The sequence below is a fragment of the Streptomyces sp. NPDC046915 genome (assembly GCF_040644935.1).
Classification (GTDB): domain Bacteria; phylum Actinomycetota; class Actinomycetes; order Streptomycetales; family Streptomycetaceae; genus Streptomyces.
Window position 1 is genome coordinate 237,646 of the sequence record NZ_JBEYXB010000013.1, and the last position, 22,573, is coordinate 260,218.

Annotated in this window: 19 protein-coding genes and 1 pseudogene; 8 read left to right on the plus strand and 12 right to left on the minus strand. The window is 69.9% G+C overall.

From position 1 onward, the window contains the following. The first annotated feature begins 8 nt into the window (after window positions 1-8). The 3 genes from ABZ915_RS31135 (at window position 9) to ABZ915_RS31145 (ending at window position 2,743) form a co-directional block, all read left to right on the plus strand. Window positions 9-518: a MarR family transcriptional regulator gene (locus ABZ915_RS31135; protein WP_361810112.1), complete on the plus strand. Its 510-nt coding sequence runs from the start codon at window positions 9-11 to the stop codon at window positions 516-518. Window positions 519-606: 88 nt separating this feature from the next. Then, on the plus strand, window positions 607-945 hold the full coding sequence (locus ABZ915_RS31140) for a DUF3817 domain-containing protein (RefSeq protein ID WP_361810114.1): 339 nt from the start codon (window positions 607-609) through the stop codon (window positions 943-945). Window positions 946-1,042: 97 nt separating this feature from the next. After that, window positions 1,043-2,743: a methylmalonyl-CoA mutase family protein gene (locus tag ABZ915_RS31145; RefSeq protein ID WP_361810116.1), complete on the plus strand. Its 1,701-nt coding sequence runs from the start codon at window positions 1,043-1,045 to the stop codon at window positions 2,741-2,743. Window positions 2,744-3,565: 822 nt separating this feature from the next. Here ABZ915_RS31145 and ABZ915_RS31150 read toward each other — a convergent pair. Further along, a complete protein-coding gene (locus ABZ915_RS31150) occupies window positions 3,566-4,204 on the minus strand; it encodes a TetR/AcrR family transcriptional regulator (protein WP_361810118.1) in 639 nt (212 codons plus the stop codon). A gap of 223 nt (window positions 4,205-4,427) precedes the next feature. On the opposite strand from ABZ915_RS31150, the gene ABZ915_RS31155 reads away from it, so the two are divergent. The 4 genes from ABZ915_RS31155 to ABZ915_RS31170 all read left to right on the plus strand — a co-directional run bounded on the left by ABZ915_RS31155 (window position 4,428) and on the right by ABZ915_RS31170 (window position 8,729). Beyond that, window positions 4,428-5,408, plus strand: a complete 981-nt coding sequence (locus ABZ915_RS31155) for a tetratricopeptide repeat protein (protein WP_361810120.1) — start codon at window positions 4,428-4,430, stop codon at window positions 5,406-5,408. A 637-nt stretch (window positions 5,409-6,045) separates the two neighbouring features. Next, window positions 6,046-6,678: a DUF6230 family protein gene (locus tag ABZ915_RS31160; RefSeq protein ID WP_361810122.1), complete on the plus strand. Its 633-nt coding sequence runs from the start codon at window positions 6,046-6,048 to the stop codon at window positions 6,676-6,678. A gap of 118 nt (window positions 6,679-6,796) precedes the next feature. Further along, window positions 6,797-7,381 (plus strand): DUF6114 domain-containing protein, encoded by a 585-nt coding sequence (locus tag ABZ915_RS31165; RefSeq protein WP_361810124.1) that lies wholly within the window; start codon window positions 6,797-6,799, stop codon window positions 7,379-7,381. Beyond that, complete coding sequence (locus ABZ915_RS31170; protein ID WP_361810126.1) at window positions 7,371-8,729, plus strand: hypothetical protein; 1,359 nt, start codon at window positions 7,371-7,373, stop codon at window positions 8,727-8,729. Before ABZ915_RS31165 ends, ABZ915_RS31170 begins: the two co-directional genes overlap by 11 nt. Before the next feature lie 119 nt (window positions 8,730-8,848). Here ABZ915_RS31170 and ABZ915_RS31175 read toward each other — a convergent pair whose 3' ends face one another. From ABZ915_RS31175 to pta, 5 genes and pseudogenes are all read right to left on the minus strand, one after another. Then, window positions 8,849-9,019, minus strand: coding sequence for a DUF397 domain-containing protein (locus ABZ915_RS31175; RefSeq protein WP_361810128.1), 171 nt, complete (start codon window positions 9,017-9,019; stop codon window positions 8,849-8,851). Further along, window positions 8,991-9,125: pseudogene (locus ABZ915_RS31180) on the minus strand (XRE family transcriptional regulator); the annotation flags it as partial. The gene ABZ915_RS31175 and the pseudogene ABZ915_RS31180, both read right to left, overlap by 29 nt. 626 nt (window positions 9,126-9,751) lie before the next feature. After that, window positions 9,752-11,176: a pyruvate kinase gene (gene pyk / locus ABZ915_RS31185; RefSeq protein ID WP_361810130.1), complete on the minus strand. Its 1,425-nt coding sequence runs from the start codon at window positions 11,174-11,176 to the stop codon at window positions 9,752-9,754. A gap of 101 nt (window positions 11,177-11,277) precedes the next feature. Continuing rightward, window positions 11,278-12,489: an acetate kinase gene (locus tag ABZ915_RS31190; RefSeq protein ID WP_361810132.1), complete on the minus strand. Its 1,212-nt coding sequence runs from the start codon at window positions 12,487-12,489 to the stop codon at window positions 11,278-11,280. Continuing rightward, window positions 12,486-14,576, minus strand: coding sequence for a phosphate acetyltransferase (pta, locus tag ABZ915_RS31195; protein WP_361810134.1), 2,091 nt, complete (start codon window positions 14,574-14,576; stop codon window positions 12,486-12,488). Before pta ends, ABZ915_RS31190 begins: the two co-directional genes overlap by 4 nt. A gap of 216 nt (window positions 14,577-14,792) precedes the next feature. Between pta and ABZ915_RS31200 the strand changes: the two genes are divergently transcribed. Beyond that, window positions 14,793-15,818, plus strand: a complete 1,026-nt coding sequence (locus ABZ915_RS31200; protein ID WP_361810135.1) for an ATP-dependent 6-phosphofructokinase — start codon at window positions 14,793-14,795, stop codon at window positions 15,816-15,818. A gap of 192 nt (window positions 15,819-16,010) precedes the next feature. On the opposite strand, the gene ABZ915_RS31205 is transcribed toward ABZ915_RS31200, so the two are convergent. From ABZ915_RS31205 to ABZ915_RS31230, 6 genes are all read right to left on the minus strand, one after another. Beyond that, the gene (locus ABZ915_RS31205; protein WP_361810137.1) at window positions 16,011-16,730 is read right to left on the minus strand and encodes a helix-turn-helix transcriptional regulator; all 720 of its coding nucleotides are present in this window, start codon (window positions 16,728-16,730) and stop codon (window positions 16,011-16,013) included. Window positions 16,731-16,983: 253 nt separating this feature from the next. Further along, complete coding sequence (locus ABZ915_RS31210) at window positions 16,984-17,826, minus strand: carbohydrate ABC transporter permease (RefSeq protein WP_361810139.1); 843 nt, start codon at window positions 17,824-17,826, stop codon at window positions 16,984-16,986. Between the two features lies 1 nt (window position 17,827). Continuing rightward, window positions 17,828-18,700, minus strand: coding sequence for a sugar ABC transporter permease (locus ABZ915_RS31215; RefSeq protein WP_361810141.1), 873 nt, complete (start codon window positions 18,698-18,700; stop codon window positions 17,828-17,830). Beyond that, on the minus strand, window positions 18,697-20,070 hold the full coding sequence (locus ABZ915_RS31220; RefSeq protein ID WP_361810143.1) for an extracellular solute-binding protein: 1,374 nt from the start codon (window positions 20,068-20,070) through the stop codon (window positions 18,697-18,699). Before ABZ915_RS31220 ends, ABZ915_RS31215 begins: the two co-directional genes overlap by 4 nt. A gap of 113 nt (window positions 20,071-20,183) precedes the next feature. Continuing rightward, the gene (locus tag ABZ915_RS31225) at window positions 20,184-20,885 is read right to left on the minus strand and encodes a response regulator (RefSeq protein ID WP_361810145.1); all 702 of its coding nucleotides are present in this window, start codon (window positions 20,883-20,885) and stop codon (window positions 20,184-20,186) included. After that, entirely contained in the window at window positions 20,882-22,534 is a 1,653-nt protein-coding gene (locus ABZ915_RS31230) for a sensor histidine kinase (RefSeq protein ID WP_361810147.1), read from the minus strand. Before ABZ915_RS31230 ends, ABZ915_RS31225 begins: the two co-directional genes overlap by 4 nt. Window positions 22,535-22,573: the final 39 nt, after the last annotated feature.

Here is a 22,573-nt window from a genome sequence, read left to right on the forward strand (position 1 = left end):
CTGGAGGCGTGCCGAAGCCTCTCAGCCTTCCCTTCGACCCCATCGCCCGCGCCGACGAGCTCTGGAAGCAGCGGTGGGGAAACGTGCCGTCGATGGCGGCGATCACCTCGATCATGCGGGCGCACCAGATCCTGCTGGCCGAGGTCGACGCGGTGGTCAAGCCGTACGGGCTGACCTTCGCGCGGTACGAGGCGCTGGTGCTGCTCACCTTCTCCAAGGCCGGGGAACTGGCGATGTCCAAGATCGGTGAGCGGCTCATGGTGCATCCCACCTCCGTGACGAACACCATCGACCGGCTGGTGAAGTCCGGCCTGGTGGCCAAGCGGCCCAATCCGAACGACGGGCGCGGCACGCTCGCCAGCATCACCGCCAAGGGCCGCGAGGTGGTCGACGCGGCCACCCGGGACCTGATGGCGATGGACTTCGGTCTCGGGGCGTACGACGCCGAGGAGTGCGCGGAGGTCTTCGCGATGCTGCGCCCGCTCAGGATCGCGGCGCACGACTTCGACGAGGACTGAGCTTCGACGAGGACTGAGTTTCGGTGAGGACCGGGCCGAGGGCGACCCGGGACAAGATCTCCCGGAACGGACGGTTACGCTCGACGGCATGAAAAAGAGCGTGCTGACCCGCTACCGCGTCATGGCCTACACCACCGGTGTCCTGCTGGTGCTGCTGTGCCTGAGCATGATCGCGAAGTACGGGCTTCACATCGACGGCGCCGCCGACTTCACCCGGGTCGTCGCCATCGCCCACGGCTGGCTGTACGTCGTCTACCTCGTCTTCGCCTTCGACCTGGGCTCCAAGGCCAAGTGGCCGGTCGGCAAGCAGCTGTGGGTGCTGCTCGCGGGGACGATCCCGACCGCCGCGTTCTTCGTCGAGCGGAAGATCAGCCACGAGCTGGAGTCCCGGGCCGCGGACCAGGCTCCGGCCGTCGCCAAGGCGTAAGGTCCGCCGGGCGGATCCCGAGCTTCCACCGCCGCGCGAGCGCCGCGCGGCGGTCAGCCGTCGACATTTACTAGGACGTCCTAGTAAATTTGAAGGCATGGACGCTGACGCCATCGAGGAAGGCCGCCGTCGCTGGCAGGCCCGCTACGACGCCGCGCGCAAGCGCGACGCAGACTTCACGACGCTCTCCGGCGATCCGGTGGAGCCTGCGTACGGACCCCGGCCGGGGGACACGTACGACGGCTTCGAGCGGATCGGCTGGCCGGGTGAGTACCCCTTCACACGCGGCCTGTATCCGACCGGCTACCGCGGGCGTACGTGGACCATCCGGCAGTTCGCCGGGTTCGGCAACGCCGAGCAGACCAACGAGCGCTACAAGATGATCCTGGCCGCCGGCGGTGGCGGACTGTCCGTCGCCTTCGACATGCCGACGCTCATGGGACGCGACTCCGACGACCCGCGCTCGCTGGGCGAGGTCGGGCACTGCGGGGTGGCCATCGACTCGGCGGCCGACATGGAGGTCCTGTTCAAGGACATCCCGCTGGGCGACGTGACGACGTCGATGACCATCAGCGGGCCGGCCGTGCCGGTCTTCTGCATGTACCTGGTCGCGGCCGAGCGTCAGGGTGTGGACCTGTCGGTCCTCAACGGCACGCTCCAGACCGACATCTTCAAGGAGTACATCGCCCAGAAGGAGTGGCTCTTCCAGCCCGAGCCGCATCTGCGGCTGATCGGCGACCTGATGGAGCACTGCGCGGCGGGCATCCCCGCGTACAAGCCGCTGTCCGTCTCCGGCTACCACATCAGGGAGGCCGGTTCGACGGCCGCGCAGGAGCTGGCGTACACGCTCGCGGACGGCTTCGGGTACGTCGAACTGGGGTTGTCGCGAGGCCTGGACGTGGACGTGTTCGCCCCCGGTCTCTCCTTCTTCTTCGACGCGCACGTCGACTTCTTCGAGGAGATCGCCAAGTTCCGCGCCGCGCGGCGGATCTGGGCGCGGTGGATGCGGGACGTGTACGGGGCGAGGAGCGAGAAGGCGCAGTGGCTGCGGTTCCACACGCAGACCGCCGGGGTGTCGCTGACGGCCCAGCAGCCGTACAACAACGTGGTGCGTACGGCCGTGGAGGCGCTGGCGGCGGTGCTCGGCGGGACCAACTCGCTGCACACCAACGCCCTGGACGAGACCCTCGCCCTGCCGTCCGAGCAGGCCGCGGAGATCGCGCTGCGGACGCAGCAGGTGCTGATGGAGGAGACGGGCGTCGCCAACGTGGCCGACCCGCTGGGCGGTTCCTGGTACGTCGAGCAGCTGACGGACCGGATCGAGGCGGACGCCGAGAAGATCTTCGACCAGATCAAGGAGCGGGGTCTGCGGGCCCACCCCGACGGGCAGCACCCGATCGGGCCGATCACCTCCGGCATCCTGCGCGGTATCGAGGACGGCTGGTTCACCGGCGAGATCGCCGAGTCCGCCTTCCGCTACCAGCAGGCGCTGGAGAAGGGCGACAAGAGGGTGGTGGGCGTCAACGTCCACCACGGGTCGGTCACCGGGGACCTGGAGATCCTGCGGGTCAGCCACGAGGTGGAGCGGGAGCAGGTCCGGGTGCTCGGGGCGCGCAAGGCGGCGCGGGACGAGGCACGCGTGCGTGCGGCTCTGGACGGCATGCTGGCCGCGGCGCGCTCCGGAGCCAACATGATCGAGCCCATGCTGGACGCGGTGCGCGCGGAGGCGACGCTGGGGGAGATCTGCGGGGTGCTCCGCGACGAGTGGGGCGTGTACACGGAACCGGCGGGCTTCTAGCCCCCCGCCCGGCCTTTCCTCGCCCCCGCCGCCCCTACCCGTCCCATCCCCAGGGGCTGCCGCCCCTTCAACCCCGCCCCGGGGGCTACGGCTCCCGGGCCCCCGGGGCTGCCGCCCCTCGACCCCGCTCCGGGGCTGCCGCCCCCGGCCCCGCTCTGGGGTCGCCGTCTCTTCACAGCTGCTCCTGGGGGCTGCGCCCCCCGGCCCCGCTCCGGGGCTGTCGCCCTCGGCCCCGCTCTGGGGTTGCCGTCTCTTCACAGCTGCTCCTGGGGGCTGCGCCCCCCGGCCCCCCTGGGGGCTGCGCCCCCCGGCCCCCCTGGGGGCTGCGCCCCCCGGCCCCCCTGGGGGCTGCGCCCCCCGGCCCCCCTGGGGGCTGCCGCCCCCGGCCCCGCTCTGGGGTCGCCGTCTCTTCAGCCCTGGCCCTGGGGCTGCGCCCCTCGGCCCTCCTGGGGCTGCTGGCCCCGGCCCCGTCTTGAGGGGTTGCCGTCTCGGCACGCTTACTTCCGGGGGCTGTCGCCCTCGGCCCCGCTCCGGGGTGGCCGCGCCTTCGTCCTCGCCCCAGGGGGCTGCGCCCCCGGCCTCCTCGGGCTGCCGGCCCCGGCCCCGTCTCCAGGGGGCTGTCGTCCCGTCGCCGCCGTCCCCGGGGTTGCCACCCCCAGTCCCGGCTCCCGCGGATGCTGTCCCCTCGTCCCGCTGCCGGGGCGCCTCGGCCCGCCTCTCTGGGGGCTGCGCCCAGGGCCCATTCCCGGCGGGGGACTTCTCGGCCCCGGGCACGGTCCCGCTTCCGGGGGTGGTCCGAGGTGCGGTGCGGGTGTCTCGCGGCTACTGGCCGAGGTCCGCGGTGGTGGTGGGTGAGGTCAGGCCGTGGAGTAGTAGGCGGGTGAAGCTCTGTACCCATTCCTCGTTCGCCGGTTTGCCGCTCACCAGGGTGCGGTGGACCACCGCGCCGGCGACGACGTCGAAGATGAGGTCGGCGGTGCGGGCGGCTTCGGCGGGGTCGGGTTCCGGGGGGAGTTCGCCGCGGGCCTGGGCGCGGGCGCGGCCTTCGAGGACGAGGCGTTTCTGGCGGTCCACGATCGAGGCGCGGACGCGTTCGCGCAGGGCGTCGTCCCGCGTCGACTCCGCGACCGCCGCCATCAGACCGCTCTTCGCCTCGGGGCGGGCCAGGATGGCCGCGAACTGGAGGACCACGCCCTCGATGTCGGCGGCGAGGCTGCCGCGGTCGGGGAGTTCGAGCTCGTCGAAGAGTTCGGCCACCGCGTCGACGACGAGTTCGTTCTTGCCCGCCCAGCGGCGATAGAGAGTCGTTTTCGCAACCCCCGCCCGCATCGCCACGTCTCCCAAGGTGAGCCTGGACCAGCCCAGTTCGACCAGCGCCTCCCGGGTCGCGGCCAGGATCGCGGTGTCCGCGGCGGCGCTGCGCGGGCGGCCGGGACGACCGGCGGGGGTGCGGCTCTGCATCCCCCGACCATAACCGGCGGTTCCTGTGAGGCCGTGAGGGAGATCACCGGGGCGGGGTGTCGCCCGCACCCGCGATGGCATTACGCTACGACTCGTAGCGAAAGCTTGCGACAGCTCGTGGGACCGCACGGGCGACGACCACATGGCGTGGGGTGGGGACCCGGCGCCGCAGCCCAGCACAACGCTTTTTCACACACGCGCGGGAACGGGGGAGGATAGACGCATGCAGCCACGGAACATGTCCATGAGCGGCGTCGTCGACCTCGCCGCGGTGAAGGCGGCCCAGGAGGCCAAGGCCAAGGCGGAGCAGGCGCGCGCCGAGGCCGCCCGGCAGGGCGGCGGCACCGGTGCCGTCTCACCGGCCGATCTCGTCATCGATGTCGACGAGGCCACCTTCGAACGCGACGTCCTCCAGCGGTCCGCCGAGGTCCCGGTCGTCATCGACTTCTGGGCCGAGTGGTGTCAGCCCTGCAAGCAGCTGAGTCCCGTCCTGGAGCGGCTGGCCGTCGAGTACGACGGTCGCATCCTGCTCGCCAAGATCGACGTAGACGCCAACCAGATGTTGATGCAGCAGTTCGGGGTGCAGGGCATCCCGGCCGTCTTCGCGGTCGTCGCGGGGCAGGCGCTGCCGCTCTTCCAGGGCGCCGCCGGCGAGGAGCAGATCCGGCAGACCCTCGACCAGCTGGTGCAGGTCGCCGAGCAGCGCTTCGGCCTGACCGGCCTGGCCGTCGACCCGGACGCCCAGCCCGGCGTCGGCGAGCCGGCGGAGGCCCGGATGCCGGAGGGGCCGTACGACGCGCTGCTGGAGGCCGCCGTACAGGCCCTGGACGCCGGGGATCTGGGCGGCGCCATCCAGGCGTACAAGAACGTACTGAGCGACGACCCGGGCAACACCGAGGCCAAACTGGGCCTGGCGCAGGCCGAGTTGCTCGAGCGGGTGCAGGGCGTGGACCCGCAGCAGGTGCGCAGGGACGCGGCCGACAAGCCGGCCGACGTCGCGGCGCAGATCACGGCCGCCGACCTCGATCTGGTGGGCGGACACGTCGAGGACGCGTTCGGGCGGCTGATCGAGACCGTGCAGCGCACGGTGGGTGACGACCGGGATGCCGTCCGGCGCCGGCTGCTCGAGCTCTTCGAGGTGGTCGGCTCGGAGGACCCGCGGGTCGTGGGGGCGCGCCGGGCGCTGGCTCGCGCCCTGTTCTGAGCGGCTGTTGACCAGTCGCTAAACCTTCCGGGCTTGTGATGCCGGCGTGAAAGATTCGCCAGTGCGGCGTCAGGGCGGCCGCGCTTTACCAAATCTTGGTAATCGCGGCCGCTGTTACTCGGAGTAAAACCCCGGCGTTGATCTGTCTGGTTCCGTCCAAGGATCAATAGTTTTGTTCTGCCCTTGGATGCAACCGAGCGTCGCACTCCGAGACCGTCAGGTCGTTCTTCGGTTATCCGGCCGTTACTAGTCAGTAACGAAGCCCCTTGTGCGGGCGGCGAGAATGCACCACGATCGGCGACGCTCGGTCCATTCCCGTACCCCGACAGCCGGTCGGGTCGACGGGGCAATCTGGGTCCCCACCGAGCAGAGTCGGCGGCAGTGGCGCCGGCTCTAGGACAGGGGGGTCTTCGCCGTACGGCGAAGCCTGTCCAGCAAGGTTGTGCGTGATGCGTGTCAGGCGCGACCAGTGGTTGTCGCTCGGGGGTGATCGCCGGTGATTCGGGCGCGGTTCGTGCCTCCGAGATCGGGCGCTCCCCTTCCCGAGGACGTAGCACTTCTCCCATCCCTGCCCGGCTGAGCCGCCGACTAGGCGGCGAGCGAGGGCCAGGAGATGTACGTCCGAGAAGGAGGAAATATGGAGTCCCAGGTGCGTGGCGGGACCAGATGGAAGCGGTTCGCTGTGGTCATGGTGCCCAGCGTCGCCGCTACGGCCGCGATAGGTGTCGCCCTCGCGCAGGGCGCTCTCGCCGCGTCGTTCAGCGTTTCCGGCCAGTCGTTCAAGGTGACCGCCGACAAGCTCGAGGGCACCGGCTTCGCGCAGTACGGCGCGCTGGACAACGGCTACACGCTCGACGGCAAGAAGACGGCTCACCCCGTCGCCGTCTCGTCGTTCAAGTCGGCGACGATCAACAACATGTGCCAGTCGGTGGTCACCCCCGACATCCCGATCTTCGGATCGGTCAGCCTGATCCTGAAGGCGGGCGGCGACAAGCCGGTCGAGGCCGACAACCTCTACATCGATGTTGCCGACCTGAGCGCGGACGCCACGTTCAACAACATCGACATCGGTGTGGCCGCCAAGGACGCCTCCAAGGGTCCGGGCATGAAGGGCAACGGCGAGCAGGCCAACCCGTTCGGCTTCGCTCAGCAGGCCGACTCGGCCACGCTGACGAACGTGAAGCAGACGGCGTGGGCGACCACTGCCGGAACCTTCAAGCTCAGCGGGCTGCACATGTCGCTGTCGACGGGTACGCACGAGTGCTACTAAGCGCTCGCTGACGGGCGGGGGAGCCTCTGGGCGCCCCCGCCCGTCCCCACTCCGGCCGCGTTTTCACGCGTGGCACACATCACCACCACAGCAACGCCGCACCAGGGAGCTGTTTTCCATGAGCGCCGAGACTCCTGCCGCATCCGGACAGTTCACCCGCAGGAGGCAGCAGTTCCGCGCCTGGCGGGGCGCGAGGCCGTTCTGGGCGGGCCTGTTCGTCCTGCTCGGCGGACTCCCCATCGCATACTTCCCTTACGCGCACCTTCAGCTGGGCCATCTCACGCTGGCGATGTCCACCACGGCGGGGGCCGGGTCCCTGATCATCGGCGTGCTGCTGGTCGTACTGGGCATCAGCCTCTGGTTCCAGAAGCACGTACGGGTCTTCGCGGGTGTCGCGGCGATCCTGCTGGGGCTGGTGTCCCTCCCCGTCTCCAACATCGGCGGCTTCCTCGTCGGCTTCCTGTTCGCGCTGATCGGCGGGGCCATGGCAGTCGCGTGGGCGCCGGGCGTACCGCCCGCGCCGCAGCCCGTCGAGGAGCGTGCCGCGGGGCCGAACGACGCCCCCGAGGCCGTGCCGCCCGCCGCGGACGCGTACGGGGTCAGCAACGGCGTTCCCCCTCAGACGCCCAAGTCGCTGGGGGAGAACGACCTGTCAGGAACGAGCCCGGCCAACGGGGCGAACGGGAGGCACAGTGCCGGCTGACGAGGTGACCCACGGGACTGAGGTGGACGAGTCCCGTGTGAGAACCGGGCCGCGCCACGCGGCACCCAAGAAGCCGCTGTTCACCAGGTTCCACATGCCGGCCGGCAAGGCGATAGCCACCGTGGCGATGCCGACCGCGGTCATCATGGGCATGGGATTCACGTCCAGCCTCGCCCTCGCCGACAACGGCTCCTCGCCGTCCCCGTCGGCGTCGAAGAGCCTGACGGCCGACGAGTACAAGGACTGCGTCAAGGCCCTGGACGACTCCGGCTCCTCCGCGTCGCCGTCGCCGTCCGCCTCGGCGAGCGAGAGCGGGTCCTCGGACAAGAGCGAGAGCACGCCGTCCCCCTCGGCGTCCGCCGACTCCAAGGACACGTCGGGCAAGACCTCTTCGTCGGATTCACCGGGTTCGTCGGATTCAGGTTCCGGCGACAAGGCGACGCCCTCGCCCACGGCGACCGCCTCCTCCGGGTCCTCGGACTCCAAGGGCACCTCGTCGTCCGGTGACACCGCGACCCCGACCCCGTCGGCGTCCCAGAGCAGCGGCAACCTGCTCGACACGATCGGCGACACGATCGGCGACGTCCTGACGGGCGGATCCGGCTCCTCCGCGAGCCCGAGCGCGAGCCCCACCCCGTCGGCGTCCCCCTCGACCTCGTCGTCCTCGTCCTCCGGTGACAGCAAGGACTCCAGCTCCACCGACACCGTCAAGAAGACGGTCGACAAGACCACCAAGACGGTCGAGGACACCGTCAAGGACACCACCGACACGGCGACCAAGGCGGCGGGCGACGCCACCAAGGCGGCCGGGGACGCGGCCGGCACGGCCACCTCCTCGCCCAGCCCCTCGGCGAGCTCCACCACCTCAGCCGACGACTGCCCGGCCGCCACGGACGACGAGAGCGGCGTCGACAACAAGGTGCCGGTGGCGGACGACCCCTGGTACCTGAGCGCCAGCTCGCTGACGCTGAAGGGCGCCGACTACAAGGGCATCGTCGAGGTGAAGACGGCCAACGGGACGAAGAAGAAGGTCCTGAAGTACGTCATCTCCGGCGGCACCGACATCGGAGACCTGCACCAGACGGTGAACGACAAGCAGTCCGGCAAGACCTACCACGTGCAGGCGGCCAAGGGCTCGACGTCCACCATCACCGGCGGCGCCACCACGATGTACACCGAGAGCATCTCCGGCAACCTCTTCGGCCTGATCCCCATCACGTTCAGCCCGGACAACCCGCCTCCGCTGAACATCCCGCTCATCTACTTCACCAACGCGAAGGTGACGCAGGCCGGTCAGTTCGGTGGCAACCTGCACGTGCCCGGGATGCACGTGTACACGACCGACTGAGCAGCCGTTCATGCGGACGCTCGGCTGGGGTTTCCCAGCCGAGCGTTTCGCGTGGGCGGCCGTTGGGTTCGGCGGCGGCCCGTCCTATTTCACTTCTTGAGCGACGTGACGAAGGGGGCTCAGGCAGCGTCGCCGAGGACGATGGCAGGACCTTGGGGCACCTTGGAGTCCCGGACGGGGACCAGGCCGGGGATGTTGTCGGCGACTTCGAGGCAGTTGCCGCCGCTTGCGTTGCTGTAGCTGCTCTTGAACCAGAGAGCGTCACTCAAGTCGATCCGGTTGCTTGCCATTTCGGTAATCCTCTGCCGCTGCCTTGATCATGGCGAGGGACGTGTCTGGTGACAATGCGACGGCTCTGAGCAGATCGTGCGACCTCCGGTACTCCTGTACGAGCGCAATGAGTAGCTGAGCTCCACGTAAGTCGCGGTCCTGGATCTGGCGGACGGGTCGGACGGTGTGGAGCCAGTCGAACTGGGGGAGGACGTCCGTCGCCTGCTCGGCTTGCCACTCTCTGGGAAGGTTCTGCGCATCGATGGTCGGCCGTGACCGGGGGATGCTTCGACCCGGCCGATCACGGGATGGATGTCCGTGCCTGATTGGAGGAAGGTCTCAAGGCTGTCCACGGCCACATCCTGAGTACCGAGCGCTCCTATGTCCGGCCCTGCCGGTGCGGGACGAGGAACTGCGCCGGGTGGTCGGCGGAGGTTCGCAGCACTCGGTGATTGGCACATCTGGCCCATGGGAGGACGGCATAGTCGCGGGTCACGTCGAGCAGGCGTGGGACGGATCTGCCAGTCGCTGTGACCATCCGATCCGTCGTCCGGTTTTGTCTGGATGCGACCACACGCCTATGTCGCAGGACCTCGTGATATAGGCCAGGGGCGGACGACAGAAGCGCAGGTCGGCGAGGTGGGGTGTGGCCCATAACGCCAATCGCGCCACCGCATCGTCCATGCAACCGGCGAAAGAAGCTGAGGGCGCCCCCTGTAGAAGGAGGCGCCCTCAGTGTCGTACAGGCCCGGTCAGTTGCCGCCGCCCAGGTGGTGCACCCGCAGCATGTTCGTCGTCCCCGGAACGCCGGGAGGCGAGCCCGCGGTGATGATGACGATCTCGCCCGGGTTGAAGCGGTTGGTCTTGGTGATCTCCTGGTCCACCAGGTCGACCATCTCGTCGGTGCTGTTCACGAACGGCACGACGTGGGACTCCACGCCCCAGCTGAGCGACAGCTGGTTGCGGGTGCCCTCGTCGGTGGTGAAGGCGATGATCGGCTGGGCCGCGCGGTAGCGCGAGAGGCGGCGGGCGGTGTCGCCCGACTGGGTGAAGGCCACCAGGCCCCGGCCGCCGAGGAAGTCGGCGATCTCGCAGGCCGCACGGGCCACCGAACCACCCTGCGTCTTGGGCTTCTTGCCCGGGACCAGCGGCTGGAGGCCCTTGGAGAGCAGCTCCTGCTCGGCCGCGGCGACGATCTTCGACATCGTCTTCACGGTCTCGATCGGGTACGCGCCCACGCTCGACTCGGCCGACAGCATGACCGCGTCGGCGCCGTCCAGGATCGCGTTGGCCACGTCGGAGGCCTCGGCGCGGGTCGGCCGGGAGTTGGTGATCATCGACTCCATCATCTGGGTCGCCACGATCACCGGCTTGGCGTTGCGCCGGCACAGGTCGATCAGGCGCTTCTGCACCATGGGGACCTTCTCCAGCGGATACTCGACGGCGAGGTCACCACGGGCGACCATCACGCCGTCGAACGCCATCACGACGTCCTCCATGTTCTCGACCGCCTGCGGCTTCTCCACCTTGGCGATGACCGGGACGCGGCGGCCCTCCTCGTCCATCACCTTGTGGACGTCCTGGACGTCCTTGGCGTCCCGCACGAAGGACAGCGCGACCAGGTCGCAGCCCATGCGCAGCGCGAACCGCAGGTCCTCGATGTCCTTCTCGCTCAGCGCGGGCACGTTCACGGCCGCGCCGGGCAGGTTGATGCCCTTGTGGTCGGAGACCACGCCGCCCTCGATGACGATCGTCCGCACCCGGGGGCCCTCGACGTCCAGGACCTTCAGCTCGACGTTGCCGTCGTTGATCAGGACCTGGTCACCGCGGTCGACGTCACCCGGCAGGCCCTTGTAGGTGGTCCCGCAGATCTGCTTGTCGCCCGGGACGTCCTCGGTGGTGATCACGAACTCGTCGCCGCGCTCGAGCTCGACCGGACCCTCGGCGAAGGTCTCCAGACGGATCTTCGGGCCCTGGAGGTCGGCGAGGACACCGATGGCCCGGCCGGTCTCCTTGGAGGCGGCCCGGACGCGGTCGTACCGCGCCTGGTGCTCGGCGTGCGTGCCATGGCTGAAGTTGAACCGGGCCACGTTCATGCCGGCCTCGATCATGGAGACGAGCATCTCGTGGGAGTCGACCGCGGGGCCGAGAGTGCAGACGATTTTCGAACGGCGCATGGGGGCGATCCTATCGGTTTGTTTCGCTACGGAATATTCCGTCTGGCGGAAAATACAAATGGGCGGCTATGCGCTCAGCCGTGTTACTCCCGTGTATTTGCTCAGCGGTTGTGTCCCACCAGTGCGTAGGTCTGTGTCGCGATCTCCAGTTCCTCGTCGGTCGGCACCACGGCGACGGCCACACGCGCGTGTGCGGGCGAGATCAGCCGCGGCCGATCGTCCCGTACGGCGTTCAGCTCGCCGTCCACCGCCAGGCCCAGCTCCTCCAGGCCCGCGACGGCAGCCTCCCGCACCGGGCTCGCGTTTTCCCCGACTCCCGCTGTGAAGGCGACCGCGTCGACCTGTCCGAGCACCGCGTAATAGGCGCCGATGTACTTCTTCAAGCGGTGAATGTAGATGTCGAAGGCGAGCCGCGCCTCTTCGTCCCCCTCGTCGATCCGCCGACGGATCTCCCGCATGTCGTTGTCCCCGCACAGGCCGAACAGACCGCTCCTCTTGTTGAGAAGAGTGTCGATCTCGTCCATGGACATTCCGCCAACACGTGCCAAATGGAAGATGACCGCCGGATCCAGGTCGCCCGACCGGGTGCCCATCACGAGCCCCTCCAGAGGCGTCAGCCCCATGGAGGTGTCCACGCACCGGCCCTTCTCGACCGCGGAGGCCGAGGCGCCGTTGCCCAGGTGCAGCACGATCACGTTGACCTCGGAGGGATCCTTGCCCAGCAGCCGCGCGGTGGCCCGGGAGACGTACGCGTGCGAGGTGCCGTGGAAGCCGTACCGCCGGATCCGGTGCCGGTCCGCGATCTTCGGGTCGATCGCGTAGCGTGCCGCGGACTCCGGCATCGTGGTGTGGAACGCCGTGTCGAAGACGGCGATCTGCGGCAGATCCGGGCGCATCGCCATGGCCGTACGGATACCGGTGAGGTTGGCCGGGTTGTGCAGCGGCGCGACCGGGATCAGCCGCTCGATCTCGGTGAGCACCGCGTCGTCGACGACGGTCGGCTCGGTGAAGAACATGCCGCCGTGCACCACCCGGTGCCCGATCGCGGCCAGTTCGGGCGAGTCCAGGCCCAGGCCGTCCCTGGCCAGCTCCTCGGCCACCGCCTTGAGGGCGGCGTCGTGGTCGGCGATCGGGCCGTTCTGCTCCCGGGTGTCGTCCGAGGCGAGGCAGGTGTGCTTGAGCCGGGAGGTCTGCTCGCCGATGCGCTCGACCAGCCCCACCGCCAGCCGGCTGCTGTCCCGCATGTCGAGCAGCTGGTACTTCACCGACGAGGAGCCGGAGTTGAGGACGAGGACACGGGTGGGGCTGCTCACAGCTCGGACGCCTTCTCGCTGGGGTTCTGGGCCTGGATCGCCGTGATGGCGACGGTGTTGACGATGTCCTGCACGAGCGCGCCACGGGACAGGTCGTTGACCGGCTTGCGCAGACCCTGGAGGACCGGGCCGACGGCGATCGCGCCGGCCGAGCGCTGCACGGCCTTGTAGGTGTTGTTGCCGGTGTTGAGGTCGGGGAAGATCAGCACGCTGGCCTGCCCCGCGACCTCGGAGCCCGGCAGCTTGGTGGCCGCGACCGACGGCTCCACGGCGGCGTCGTACTGGATCGGCCCCTCGATCTTCAGATCGGACCGGCGCGTGCGGGCCAGCTCGGTCGCCTCGCGCACCTTGTCGACATCGGCGCCCGAACCGGACGTACCGGTCGAGTACGACAGCATCGCGATCCGCGGCTCCACGCCGAACTGCTGGGCGGTGGCCGCCGACTGGATGGCGATGTCGGCCAGCTGCTCGGCGTTCGGATCCGGGTTGACCGCGCAGTCCCCGTAGACCAGCACCTTGTCCGTGAGACACATGAAGAACACGGACGAGACGATCGACGACTCGGGCTTCGTCTTGATGATCTCGAAGGCGGGCCTGATCGTGGCGGCGGTCGAGTGCACGGACCCCGACACCATGCCGTCGGCGAGCCCCTCCTCGACCATCAGCGTGCCGAAGTAGTTGACGTCGGAGACGACGTCGTAGGCCAGCTCCACCGTCACGCCCTTGTGGGCGCGCAGCAGGGAGTACTTCTCGGCGAAGGCGTCGCGCAGTTCGGAGGTGGCCGGGTCGATCAGCTGGGCGTCGCCCAGGTCCATGCCGAGATCGGCGGCCTTCTTCCGGATCTGCTCGACGGGCCCGAGCAGCGTCAGGTCGCACACGCCCCGGCGCAGCAGCACCTCGGCCGCGTGCAGCACGCGCTCCTCGGTGCCCTCGGGGAGGACGACCCTCCGCTTCTCGGAACGGGCCTGCTCCAGGAGCTTGTGCTCGAACATCATCGGGGTGAGCCGGTCGCTGCTCGGCGCGGAGACGCGCTTGGCCAGGCCGGCGGTGTCGGCGTACCGCTCGAACAGGCCGAGCGCGGTCTCCGCCTTGCGCGGGGTGGCCGCGTTCAGCTTGCCTTCCAGCGAGAACAGCTGCTCCGCGGTGGGGAAGCTGTTGCCGGCCACGGACAGCACCGGGGTGCCGGGGGCGAGGCGGGCGGCCAGCGTGAGGATCTCGTCGCTCGGCACCTCGTCGAGGGTGAGCAGCATCCCGGCTATCGGCGGTGTGCCGGCGCTGTGCGCGGCCAGCGAGCCGACGACCAGATCGGCCCGGTCGCCCGGGGTGACCACCAGACAGCCCGGGGTCAGGGCGCCGAGGAAGTTCGGCAGCATCGCGCCGCCGAAGACGAAGCCCAGCGCGTCCCGGGCCAGCCCCGAGTCGTCCCCTAGCAGCACCTTGGCGCCGAGGGCCTGGCCGATCTGGGCGACCGTCGGGGCGGACAGCGCGGGCTCGTCCGGCACCACGTAGCAGGGCACCGGCAGCCGGGAGTCGAGCCGCTCGGCGATCTCGTCCCGGTCCTCGCGGGCCACCCGGTTGGCGACCATGGCCAGCACGTCGCAGCCCAGCCCCGCGTACGCCCGGTAGGCGTTCCGGGTCTCCGCGAGCACGGACTCGGCCGTCTGCTTGCGCCCGCCCACCACCGGGATCACGGACGCGCCGAACTCGTTCGCCATCCGGGCGTTCAGGGACAGTTCGTCCGGGAGCTGGGTGTCGGCGAAGTCGGTGCCGAGGACGAGGACGACGTCGTACTCCCGGGCGACCAGGTGGAAACGGTCCACGAGGGCGGACACCAGCTCGTCCGTGCCCTGCTCGGCCTGGAACGCGGACGCCTCGTGGTAGTCCATGCCGTAGACGGTCGCCGGGTCCTGCGACAGCCGGTAACGTGAGCGCAGTAGCTCGAACAGACGATCGGGCCCGTCGTGGACGAGGGGACGGAACACACCGACCCGGTCGACCTGCCGGGTAAGGAGTTCCATCATCCCCAGCTCGACGACCTGGCGGCCGTCGCCGCGATCGATCCCGGTCACGTACACGCTGCGCGTCACGTGTGCTCTCCCTCTCGGTCTCGTGGTCCGTCTCGGGCCAGAAAAATCGCCCACCGAGGTGAGCAGAACCCTCTTGACAGTACCCCTGAAGCTGGCTAAGGCGCCCGTCAGTGCCCCTGTCACCACCGGGTCGGGACGGGAGCACCAGTGCCTGTGGGGACATGAAACAATCGGACTGGCTCACCGGTACCCACAGCGAGCAGGAGACACAGCACGATGCGCATCGGAGTTCTCACCGCAGGCGGCGACTGCCCCGGCCTGAACGCCGTGATCCGGTCGGTCGTGCACCGAGCGGTCGCGCAGTACGGCGACGAGGTGATCGGCTTTGAAGACGGCTACCGGGGCCTGCTCGACCGTCACTACCGCACCCTCGACCTGGACGCCGTCAGCGGCATCCTGGCCCGCGGCGGCACCATCCTCGGCTCCTCCCGCCTCGAACGGGACCGGCTGCGCGAGGCCTGCGACGGAGCCGCCGACATGGTCGAGGAGTTCGGCATCGACGCGCTGATCCCGATCGGCGGCGAGGGCACGCTGACCGCGGCGCGCATGCTGTCCGACGCGGGGCTGCCGGTCGTCGGCGTCCCGAAGACGATCGACAACGACATCTCGTCGACGGACCGCACCTTCGGCTTCGACACCGCGGTCGGCGTCGCCACCGAGGCGATGGACCGGCTGAAGACCACCGCCGAGTCCCACCAGCGGGTGATGGTGGTGGAGGTCATGGGCCGGCACGCCGGCTGGATCGCCCTGGAGTCCGGCATGGCCGCCGGCGCCCACGGCATCTGCCTGCCCGAGCGCCCCTTCGACCCCGCCGACCTGGTCAAGATGGTCGAGGAGCGGTTCGCCCGCGGCAAGAAGTTCGCGGTCGTCTGCGTCGCCGAGGGCGCCCACCCCGCCGAGGGCACCATGGACTACCGCAAGGGCGAGATCGACCAGTTCGGCCACGAGCGTTTCCAGGGCATCGGCACCGCCCTGGCGTACGAGCTGGAGCGCCGGCTCGGCAAGGAGGCCAAGCCGGTCATCCTCGGCCACGTCCAGCGCGGCGGCGTCCCGACCGCGTACGACCGTGTCCTCGCCACCCGCTTCGGCTGGCACGCGGTGGAGGCCGCGCACCGCGGCGACTTCGGCAGGATGACCGCGCTGCGCGGCACCGACATCGTGATGGTGCCGCTCGCGGAGGCCGTGACCGAGCTGAAGACGGTACCGAAGGACCGCATGGACGAGGCGGAGTCGGTCTTCTAGGGGTCGGCCTTCCAGCGGGCGGGCTTCCAGGGGTCGGTCTTCCGAGCGGGCTCGGCGAAGTCCGCTACGGTCCGGCAGCGCCCCGAAGGGGCGCGGGGCTGTGTCGACATGCGGCTCCGCCGCGCGGGCGCGACCAGCCACGACGGCGCCGCAGTCGGACGACGGTACAACACGGCACATCCAGCGGAGCGCTCAGGCGGTCTGTCGCCGGACCGCCGTCCAGAAGTGCTCGACGATCCGCTCGACGAAGTCCTGCCCGCCGTCGCCGGCGTCCGCGTCGCCGCCGCCCCAGCTGAGTGTGGCCGCCATCAGCCCCTGGTACCCCCGGTGCAACTCCTTGAGCGCCACCTCCAGCAGCCGCCGGTCCAGCGGTACCAGGCGGGCCACCGGCCGGACGTAGGCCTGCCAGCGGGTGGTGACGGCGTTGCGGAGCAGCTCGGCCAGCCTGGGGTCCCGGCCCGTCACGGTGACGAAGTCGGGCAGCGACAGTTCCAGCAGGTCGGCGAGGACGGCCGACTGCCGGTCCGTGCCGCGCCACTCGTCGTTCTCCTCCATCCGCAGGTACGCGAGGAACTCGAGACCGACGGCGAGGGCCACGTCCTCGGCGGCCAGCCCCCGGGCGGTCCGGTGCTCCCGCAGCGTCTGCGGCCTGCCGATGAGCTCGCCCGGCGAGCACCACAGCACCGCCGCGAGCGCGGTGAGCTCGGTGTTGCTGGGCGAGACGACCCCGCGCTCCCAGGCGACGACGAGGTCCGGGGAGACGTACGGCAGCCCGTACGAGGCGCGCATGCCGTAGGCGACTTGCTCGGGCACCATGCCGAGGGCGGTACGCAGCCGTCGGGCGGCGGGGGCGTCGAAAGGCGGTCCTGGCTGATCCGGTCGAACTGAGGGCGGTCGGCGCACGCGGCTCAAACTAGGGGGCCGGAGCAGGGGATGACTACGGACTGTTCGGCCAGGATCACAGATTGTAGGAAGGTACGGTTCCGGACGAGGGCGAGGTGGCCGGAACCGTACGTTCCGGGGGCGGGTGGCCGGAATGGCAAGGTGGAGCGGCATATGCGGGTGCGGGGCGCGGGCCGGACACGAGGTGAGGGGGGCGCAGCGGGGGCGGAAGAGCGGTCCGGGGAGGCGAAAACGGCGGCTCGATCCGTACCCTCCCCCTTCCTCACCCCTTGACCGCTCCGCCCAGCGCGAACCCCCCGCCCAGCCGCCGGGCCACCGACACGTACAGCACGATCACCGGCGTCGAGTAGACGACGGAGAACGCGGCCAGCTGCCCGTACACCACCATCCCGCGGTTGCCGAAGAACTCGTTGATGCTGACCGAGGCGGGCATCTGATCGGGCGTCAGCAGCAGCATGAACGGGACGAAGAAGTTCCCCCACATCATCACGAAGGAGAAGACGGTCACCACCGCGACACCGGGACCCATCAGCGGCAGCACGACCCGCACCAGCGACTGGAGGGTGCCCGCCCCGTCCGTCCAGGCGGCCTCCTCCAGCTCCTTCGGGACCCCGTCCATGAAGTTCTTCATCAGCCATATCGCGAAGGGCAGTTGGGACGCGGCGAAGAACAGGACCGTGCCCTGCGTGGTGTCGATGAGGTTCACCCGCACGAACAGCGCGTACACCGGAACCATGATCGCCGTGATCGGCAGGCTCGTCGCGAAGAGGATCGTCAGCAGGAACGGGCGGTTGAGCCGCGACCGGAAGCGCGACAGCGGGTACGCCGCGAGCGCCGCGCACACCACCGTCAGCAGCGTTCCGCCGCCGCACAGGACCAGGCTGTTCAGCAGCGGGGTGAAGGTGATGTCCGGCTTCAGCACGGCGTCGAAGTTGCCGAGCGTCACAGCGTCCGGGACCTTCACCCGGAGATCCGCGTGAGCGTCCAGCGAGGACAGGACCACCCAGGCCAGGGGGAGCGCGAAGGCGGCGGCGCAGAAGAGGAGTCCGGCGTCGGCGGCCAGGCGGCGGGACGTACGGTGACGGAGGGCGCGGCCCAGGGCCATCTCAGACCTCCGCCCGCAGCAGACGCAGATACACGACGGAGAACAGCGAGCCGACGACCAGGAGCAGCAGCGCCACCGCCGTGCCGTAGCCGATCATGCTCTTCTGGAACGCCTGCTCGTACATGAACAGGGGGAGCGTCTGGCTCTTGTCCCCCGGGCCGCCCCTCGTCATCACCCAGATCAGACCGAAGACGGAGAGGGTCTGGAGGGTGTTGAGCATGAGGTTCGTGGCGATCGAGCGGCGGATCATCGGGAGCGTGATGTGCCACAGGCGGCGCAGACCGCCCGCGCCGTCGACCTCGGCGGCCTCCGTGATCTCCTTCGGGATCTCGTTCAGCGCCGCCGAGTACACCAGCATCGAGAAGGCCGTGCCGCGCCACACGTTCGCGAACGACACCGCCAGGATCGGAAGCGTGAACAGCCAGTTCTGGCGCGGGAGATGGAGCCCGTCCAGGATGGCGTTCAAGGTGCCTTCGCGCCGGAAGAAGGCATAGAGCAGGAACCCCGCGACCACCTCCGGCAGCACCCACGCCGTGATCACGACCCCGCCGGTGAGGGTACGGACGGGCTTCGACGCCCGCTGCATCAGCCCGGCCAGCGCCAGGCCCAGGGTGTTCTGCCCGACGAGGGACGACAGGACCGTGAAGACGAGCGTCAGCCACACCGCGTTGCGGAAGGCCGCGTCCTGGAAGGCCGTACGGAAGTTGTCGAAGCCCACGAAGGAGGAGTGGGCCTGGCCGGTGAGCTGGAGGTCGGTGAAGGCGATGTAGACGCAGTAGGCGATGGGGGCGGCGAGGAAGAGGAGCAGGAGGGCGACGGCGGGAGTGAGGGGAAGGGCGCGGAGCAGCACCCTCCTGGGATGTCCCGGGGTCACTTCTGGACCACTTGGCCGTCGGTGACCTGCTTCAGTTCGTCGTCGTACGCGCTCGCCGCCTTGTCGACGGAGGCGTCACCGGTGGTCACGCTCTCCATCGCCTCCTGGATGGCGGTGGAGACCTTCGGGTACGCGGGGTAGGCGGGCCGGTAGTGGGTGCTGGCGACCAGGTCGGTGAAGAACTTGATGCCGGGCTGGGCGGTGGCGTACGAGGGGTCGTTCGCCACGTCCTTGCGTACCGCGATACCGGAGTTGGCGATGTACCACTTCTGGGCGTTGGCCTTCGTCTGCATCGTCCGGATGAAGTCGAAGGCCAGGTCGGGGTGGGCCGCCTTGGCCGGGACCGACCAGGTCCAGCCGCCGGACATGCTCACCTTGCCCGGGGCCTGGCCGTGCTGGGTGGGCATGGTGGCGAGGCCCAGCCGCTTCGACCAGCCGGGCCATGCGTGGCCGCTGCCGGGGAGCCAGTCCTGCGGGAGCCAGGAGCCGTCCAGGTCGATGCCGAGCTTGCCCTGGGGGAGGAGTTCGCCACGGACCGCGGTGTTGAAGTTGGGGTCGAGGGCGTCGGAGACGTCGGGGCCGAGCTTCTCCTTGTAGACGGTCTCGACGAAGGTGAGGGCGTCCTTGAAGCCCTGGCTTCCCGAGACCCACTTCTTGGTGACCTTGTCGTACAGGGGGTCCGTGCTGCCGTCGCCCGTGCCGTAGAGCAGCATCTCGAAGCCCTGCATGGTGGCGGTCTCGCCGGCGGGCTTGCCGGTGTAGACGTTGAGCGGGGTGACGCCGGGGACCTTCCGCTTGATGGCGCGGGCGGCGGTGAGGACGTCGTCCCAGGTCCTCGGCTGCCAGTCGGCGGGCAGCCCGGCCCTCTTGAAGATCTCCCTGTCGAACCAGAGTCCCCGGGTGTCCGTGCCGTCCGGGACGCCGTACGTCTTCCCGTCCTCGCCCCTGGCCGCGGACTTCGCCGTGTCGATGAACTGGCTCCAGTCCTTCCACTTGGCGAGGTACGCGTCGAGGGGCTTCAAGTACCCGCTGGTGATGTCCGAGTTGATGAGGAAGGTGTCCTCGTAGACCAGGTCCGGGGCGGTTCTGGGGGAGCGGAGCATCTGCTGGAGCTTGGTGTAGTACTCCGAGTCCGGGGCCTTGATGGGGACGAGCTGGACCTTCTTGCCGGGGTACCGCTTCTCGAACTGCTTCTTGATGTCGGCGAGGTAGGTGTCCGTCACCTTGATGGAGTTGTCCGTCGACTGTTTGAAGGAGACCTTCAGCGTGTTCGGATCGCTGCCGGAACCGTCGCCGCAGGCGGTGAGGGCGGTCGCGGCGAGGGCTGCGGTGAGGAGGAGGGGTAAGACGGCGGTGGGGCGCACGGGCATGACCTCCTGCGGACGCACGTGGTTGTGGCGCGGAGACTGCTGCCGTGCGACGGTAAGAGGAATGGTCTAGTCAGGTCAATGGTCGCGGCAGCGGTGAGCGCCGTCGCCCCGCCTCACGGTCTGCGCTGCTCCACCCCGCTCACCCACCGGTAGACCAACTCCGGTCTCCCCACCTGCCCGTACACCGGTTTCCGCTCCGCCCGGCCACCCTCCACCAGGTGCTCCAGATAGCGCCGGGCGGTGATCCGGGAGATCCCCACGGCCTCCGCGACGCCCGCTGCGGTGAGTCCTTCGGCAGCCTCGCGCAGGGCGCCGGTCACGCGTTCCAGGGTCGGCCCGCTCAGCCCCTTCGGGAGGGCCGCGGGACCCGGGGCGCGCAGGGCCCCCAGTGCCCGGTCCACCTCGTCCTGGCCGCTCGCCTCGCCGACCGCGGCGTGGAACTCGGCGTACCGGACCAGCCGGTCGCGCAGTGTGGCGAAGGTGAACGGCTTCAGGACGTACTGGACGACCCCGAGCGAGACGCCCTCCCGCACCACCGCCAGGTCCCGCGCCGACGTCACCGCGATCACGTCCGCGTGATGCCCGGCCGCCCGCAGCGACCGGGCGAGCTGAAGCCCGTGCACATCCGGCAGGTGCAGGTCGAGCAACAGCAGATCGACCGGCGTACGGTCCAGGATCCGTCGCGCCTCCGCCCCGCTGTGCGCCTTGCCGACGGCCGTGAAACCCGGCACCCGGCCGACGTACATGACGTGCGCGTCCGCCGCCACGGGGTCGTCCTCCACCACCAGTACGCGGATGTGCTGCTCGTTCGTCATGCGTCGCCTCCAGACACCGGGGTCGGCCCGACCGCCTTGCGCAACGGCAGCCGTACCTCGAACTGGGCCCCGCCGCCGTCGGCCTCCGCCACGGACAGGGTGCCGTGCAGCCGGTGCACGGCCTGCCGCACCAGCGCCAGACCGAGCCCACGCCCGCCAGGTCCCGCCGGCTTGGTGGAGAACCCCCGCTGGAACACCAGGCCGGCGTGGGCGGGATCCACGCCGGTCCCGGTGTCCGCTACCCGCAGCACCAGGGTCCGCGAGGGCTCCTCCGTGTCGCCGGTGGACGCCGTCACCGTCACCCGTGCCCTGGCGGTGCCCTGCGCCGCGTCCACCGCGTTGTCGATCAGGTTGCCGAGGATGGTCACCAGGTCCCTGGCCGAGAGGTCGTCCGGGAGCACCCCGTCGTCCAGCCGGCTCTCCGGCGACACCAGGAGTTCCACGCCCCGCTCGTTCGCCTGCGCCGTCTTGCCCAGCAGCAGCGCGGCCAGTACCGGCTCGCTCACCGCCGCCACCACCTGGTCGGTCAGCGCCTGCGCGAGTTCCAGTTCCGCCGTCGCGAAGTCGACCGCCTCCTCCGCACGCCCCAGCTCGATCAGGGAGACCACCGTGTGGAGGCGGTTCGCGGCCTCGTGGGCCTGCGAGCGGAGCGCCTGCGTGAAACCGCGCTCGGAGTCCAACTCGCCCATCAGCGACTGGAGTTCGGTCACGTCGCGCAGGGTGACCACGGTGCCCCGGCGCTCCCCGCCCGACACCGGGGAGGTGTTCACCACCAGCACCCGGTCCGCCGTCAGGTGCACCTCGTCCACCCTCGGCTCCGAGGCCAGCAGAGCGCCGGTCAGCGGCGCGGGCAGGCCGAGGTCGGCGGCCGACCGGCCCACCACCTCGTCCTCCGGGCCGACCCCGAGCAGCTCCCGCCCGCCGTCGTTGATCAGCGCCACCCGGTACTGCCCGTCCAGCATCAGCAGCCCCTCCCGCACCGCGTGCAGCGTGGCCTGGTGGTAGTCGTGCATATGGCTGAGCTCGGTCGCGTTCATGCCGTGGGTGTGGCGGCGCAGACGGGCGTTGACGACGTACGTGCCGACCGCGCCCAGCAGCAGGGCTCCGATGGCGACGCCGAACAGGGCCGTGACCTGCTCCTGGACGCGGCGGCTGATCGCCTCGACCCGGATGCCGGCGCTGACGAGTGCGATGACGTGGCCGTTCTCCTTCACCGGCGTCACCGTGCGGACGGAGGCGCCGAGGGTGCCGGTGAAGGTCTCGGAGCGGGTGCGGCCCTGCTGGGCGTCCTCGATGTGGCCCAGGTAACGCTTGCCGATCTGATTGTGGTCGGGGTGGGTCCAGCGGATCCCGTCCGGAGTCATGATCGTGACGAAGTCGACCCCGGTGTCGCGCATGACCTGGAGGGCGTACGGCTGGAGGTGCGCCGACGGGTTCGGCGTGTGGACCGCGTCCCGTACGGAGGGGGTGTCCGCGATCGAGCGGGCCACGGCCGTCGCCTGGCGGGTCGCCGCCTCCTCGGCCTGCCGCTGGTCGCTGACGTAGGTGAACAGTGCGTATCCGGCCACGACCACCGCTATGAGCACGGCCTGCATGGCGAACAGCTGGCCGGCCAGGCTGCGGGGCCTCGGGATGGCTGGAAATCGCATGTCGTCAGTCTGCCTCTGAGTTAAGTGTGAACTAAATGA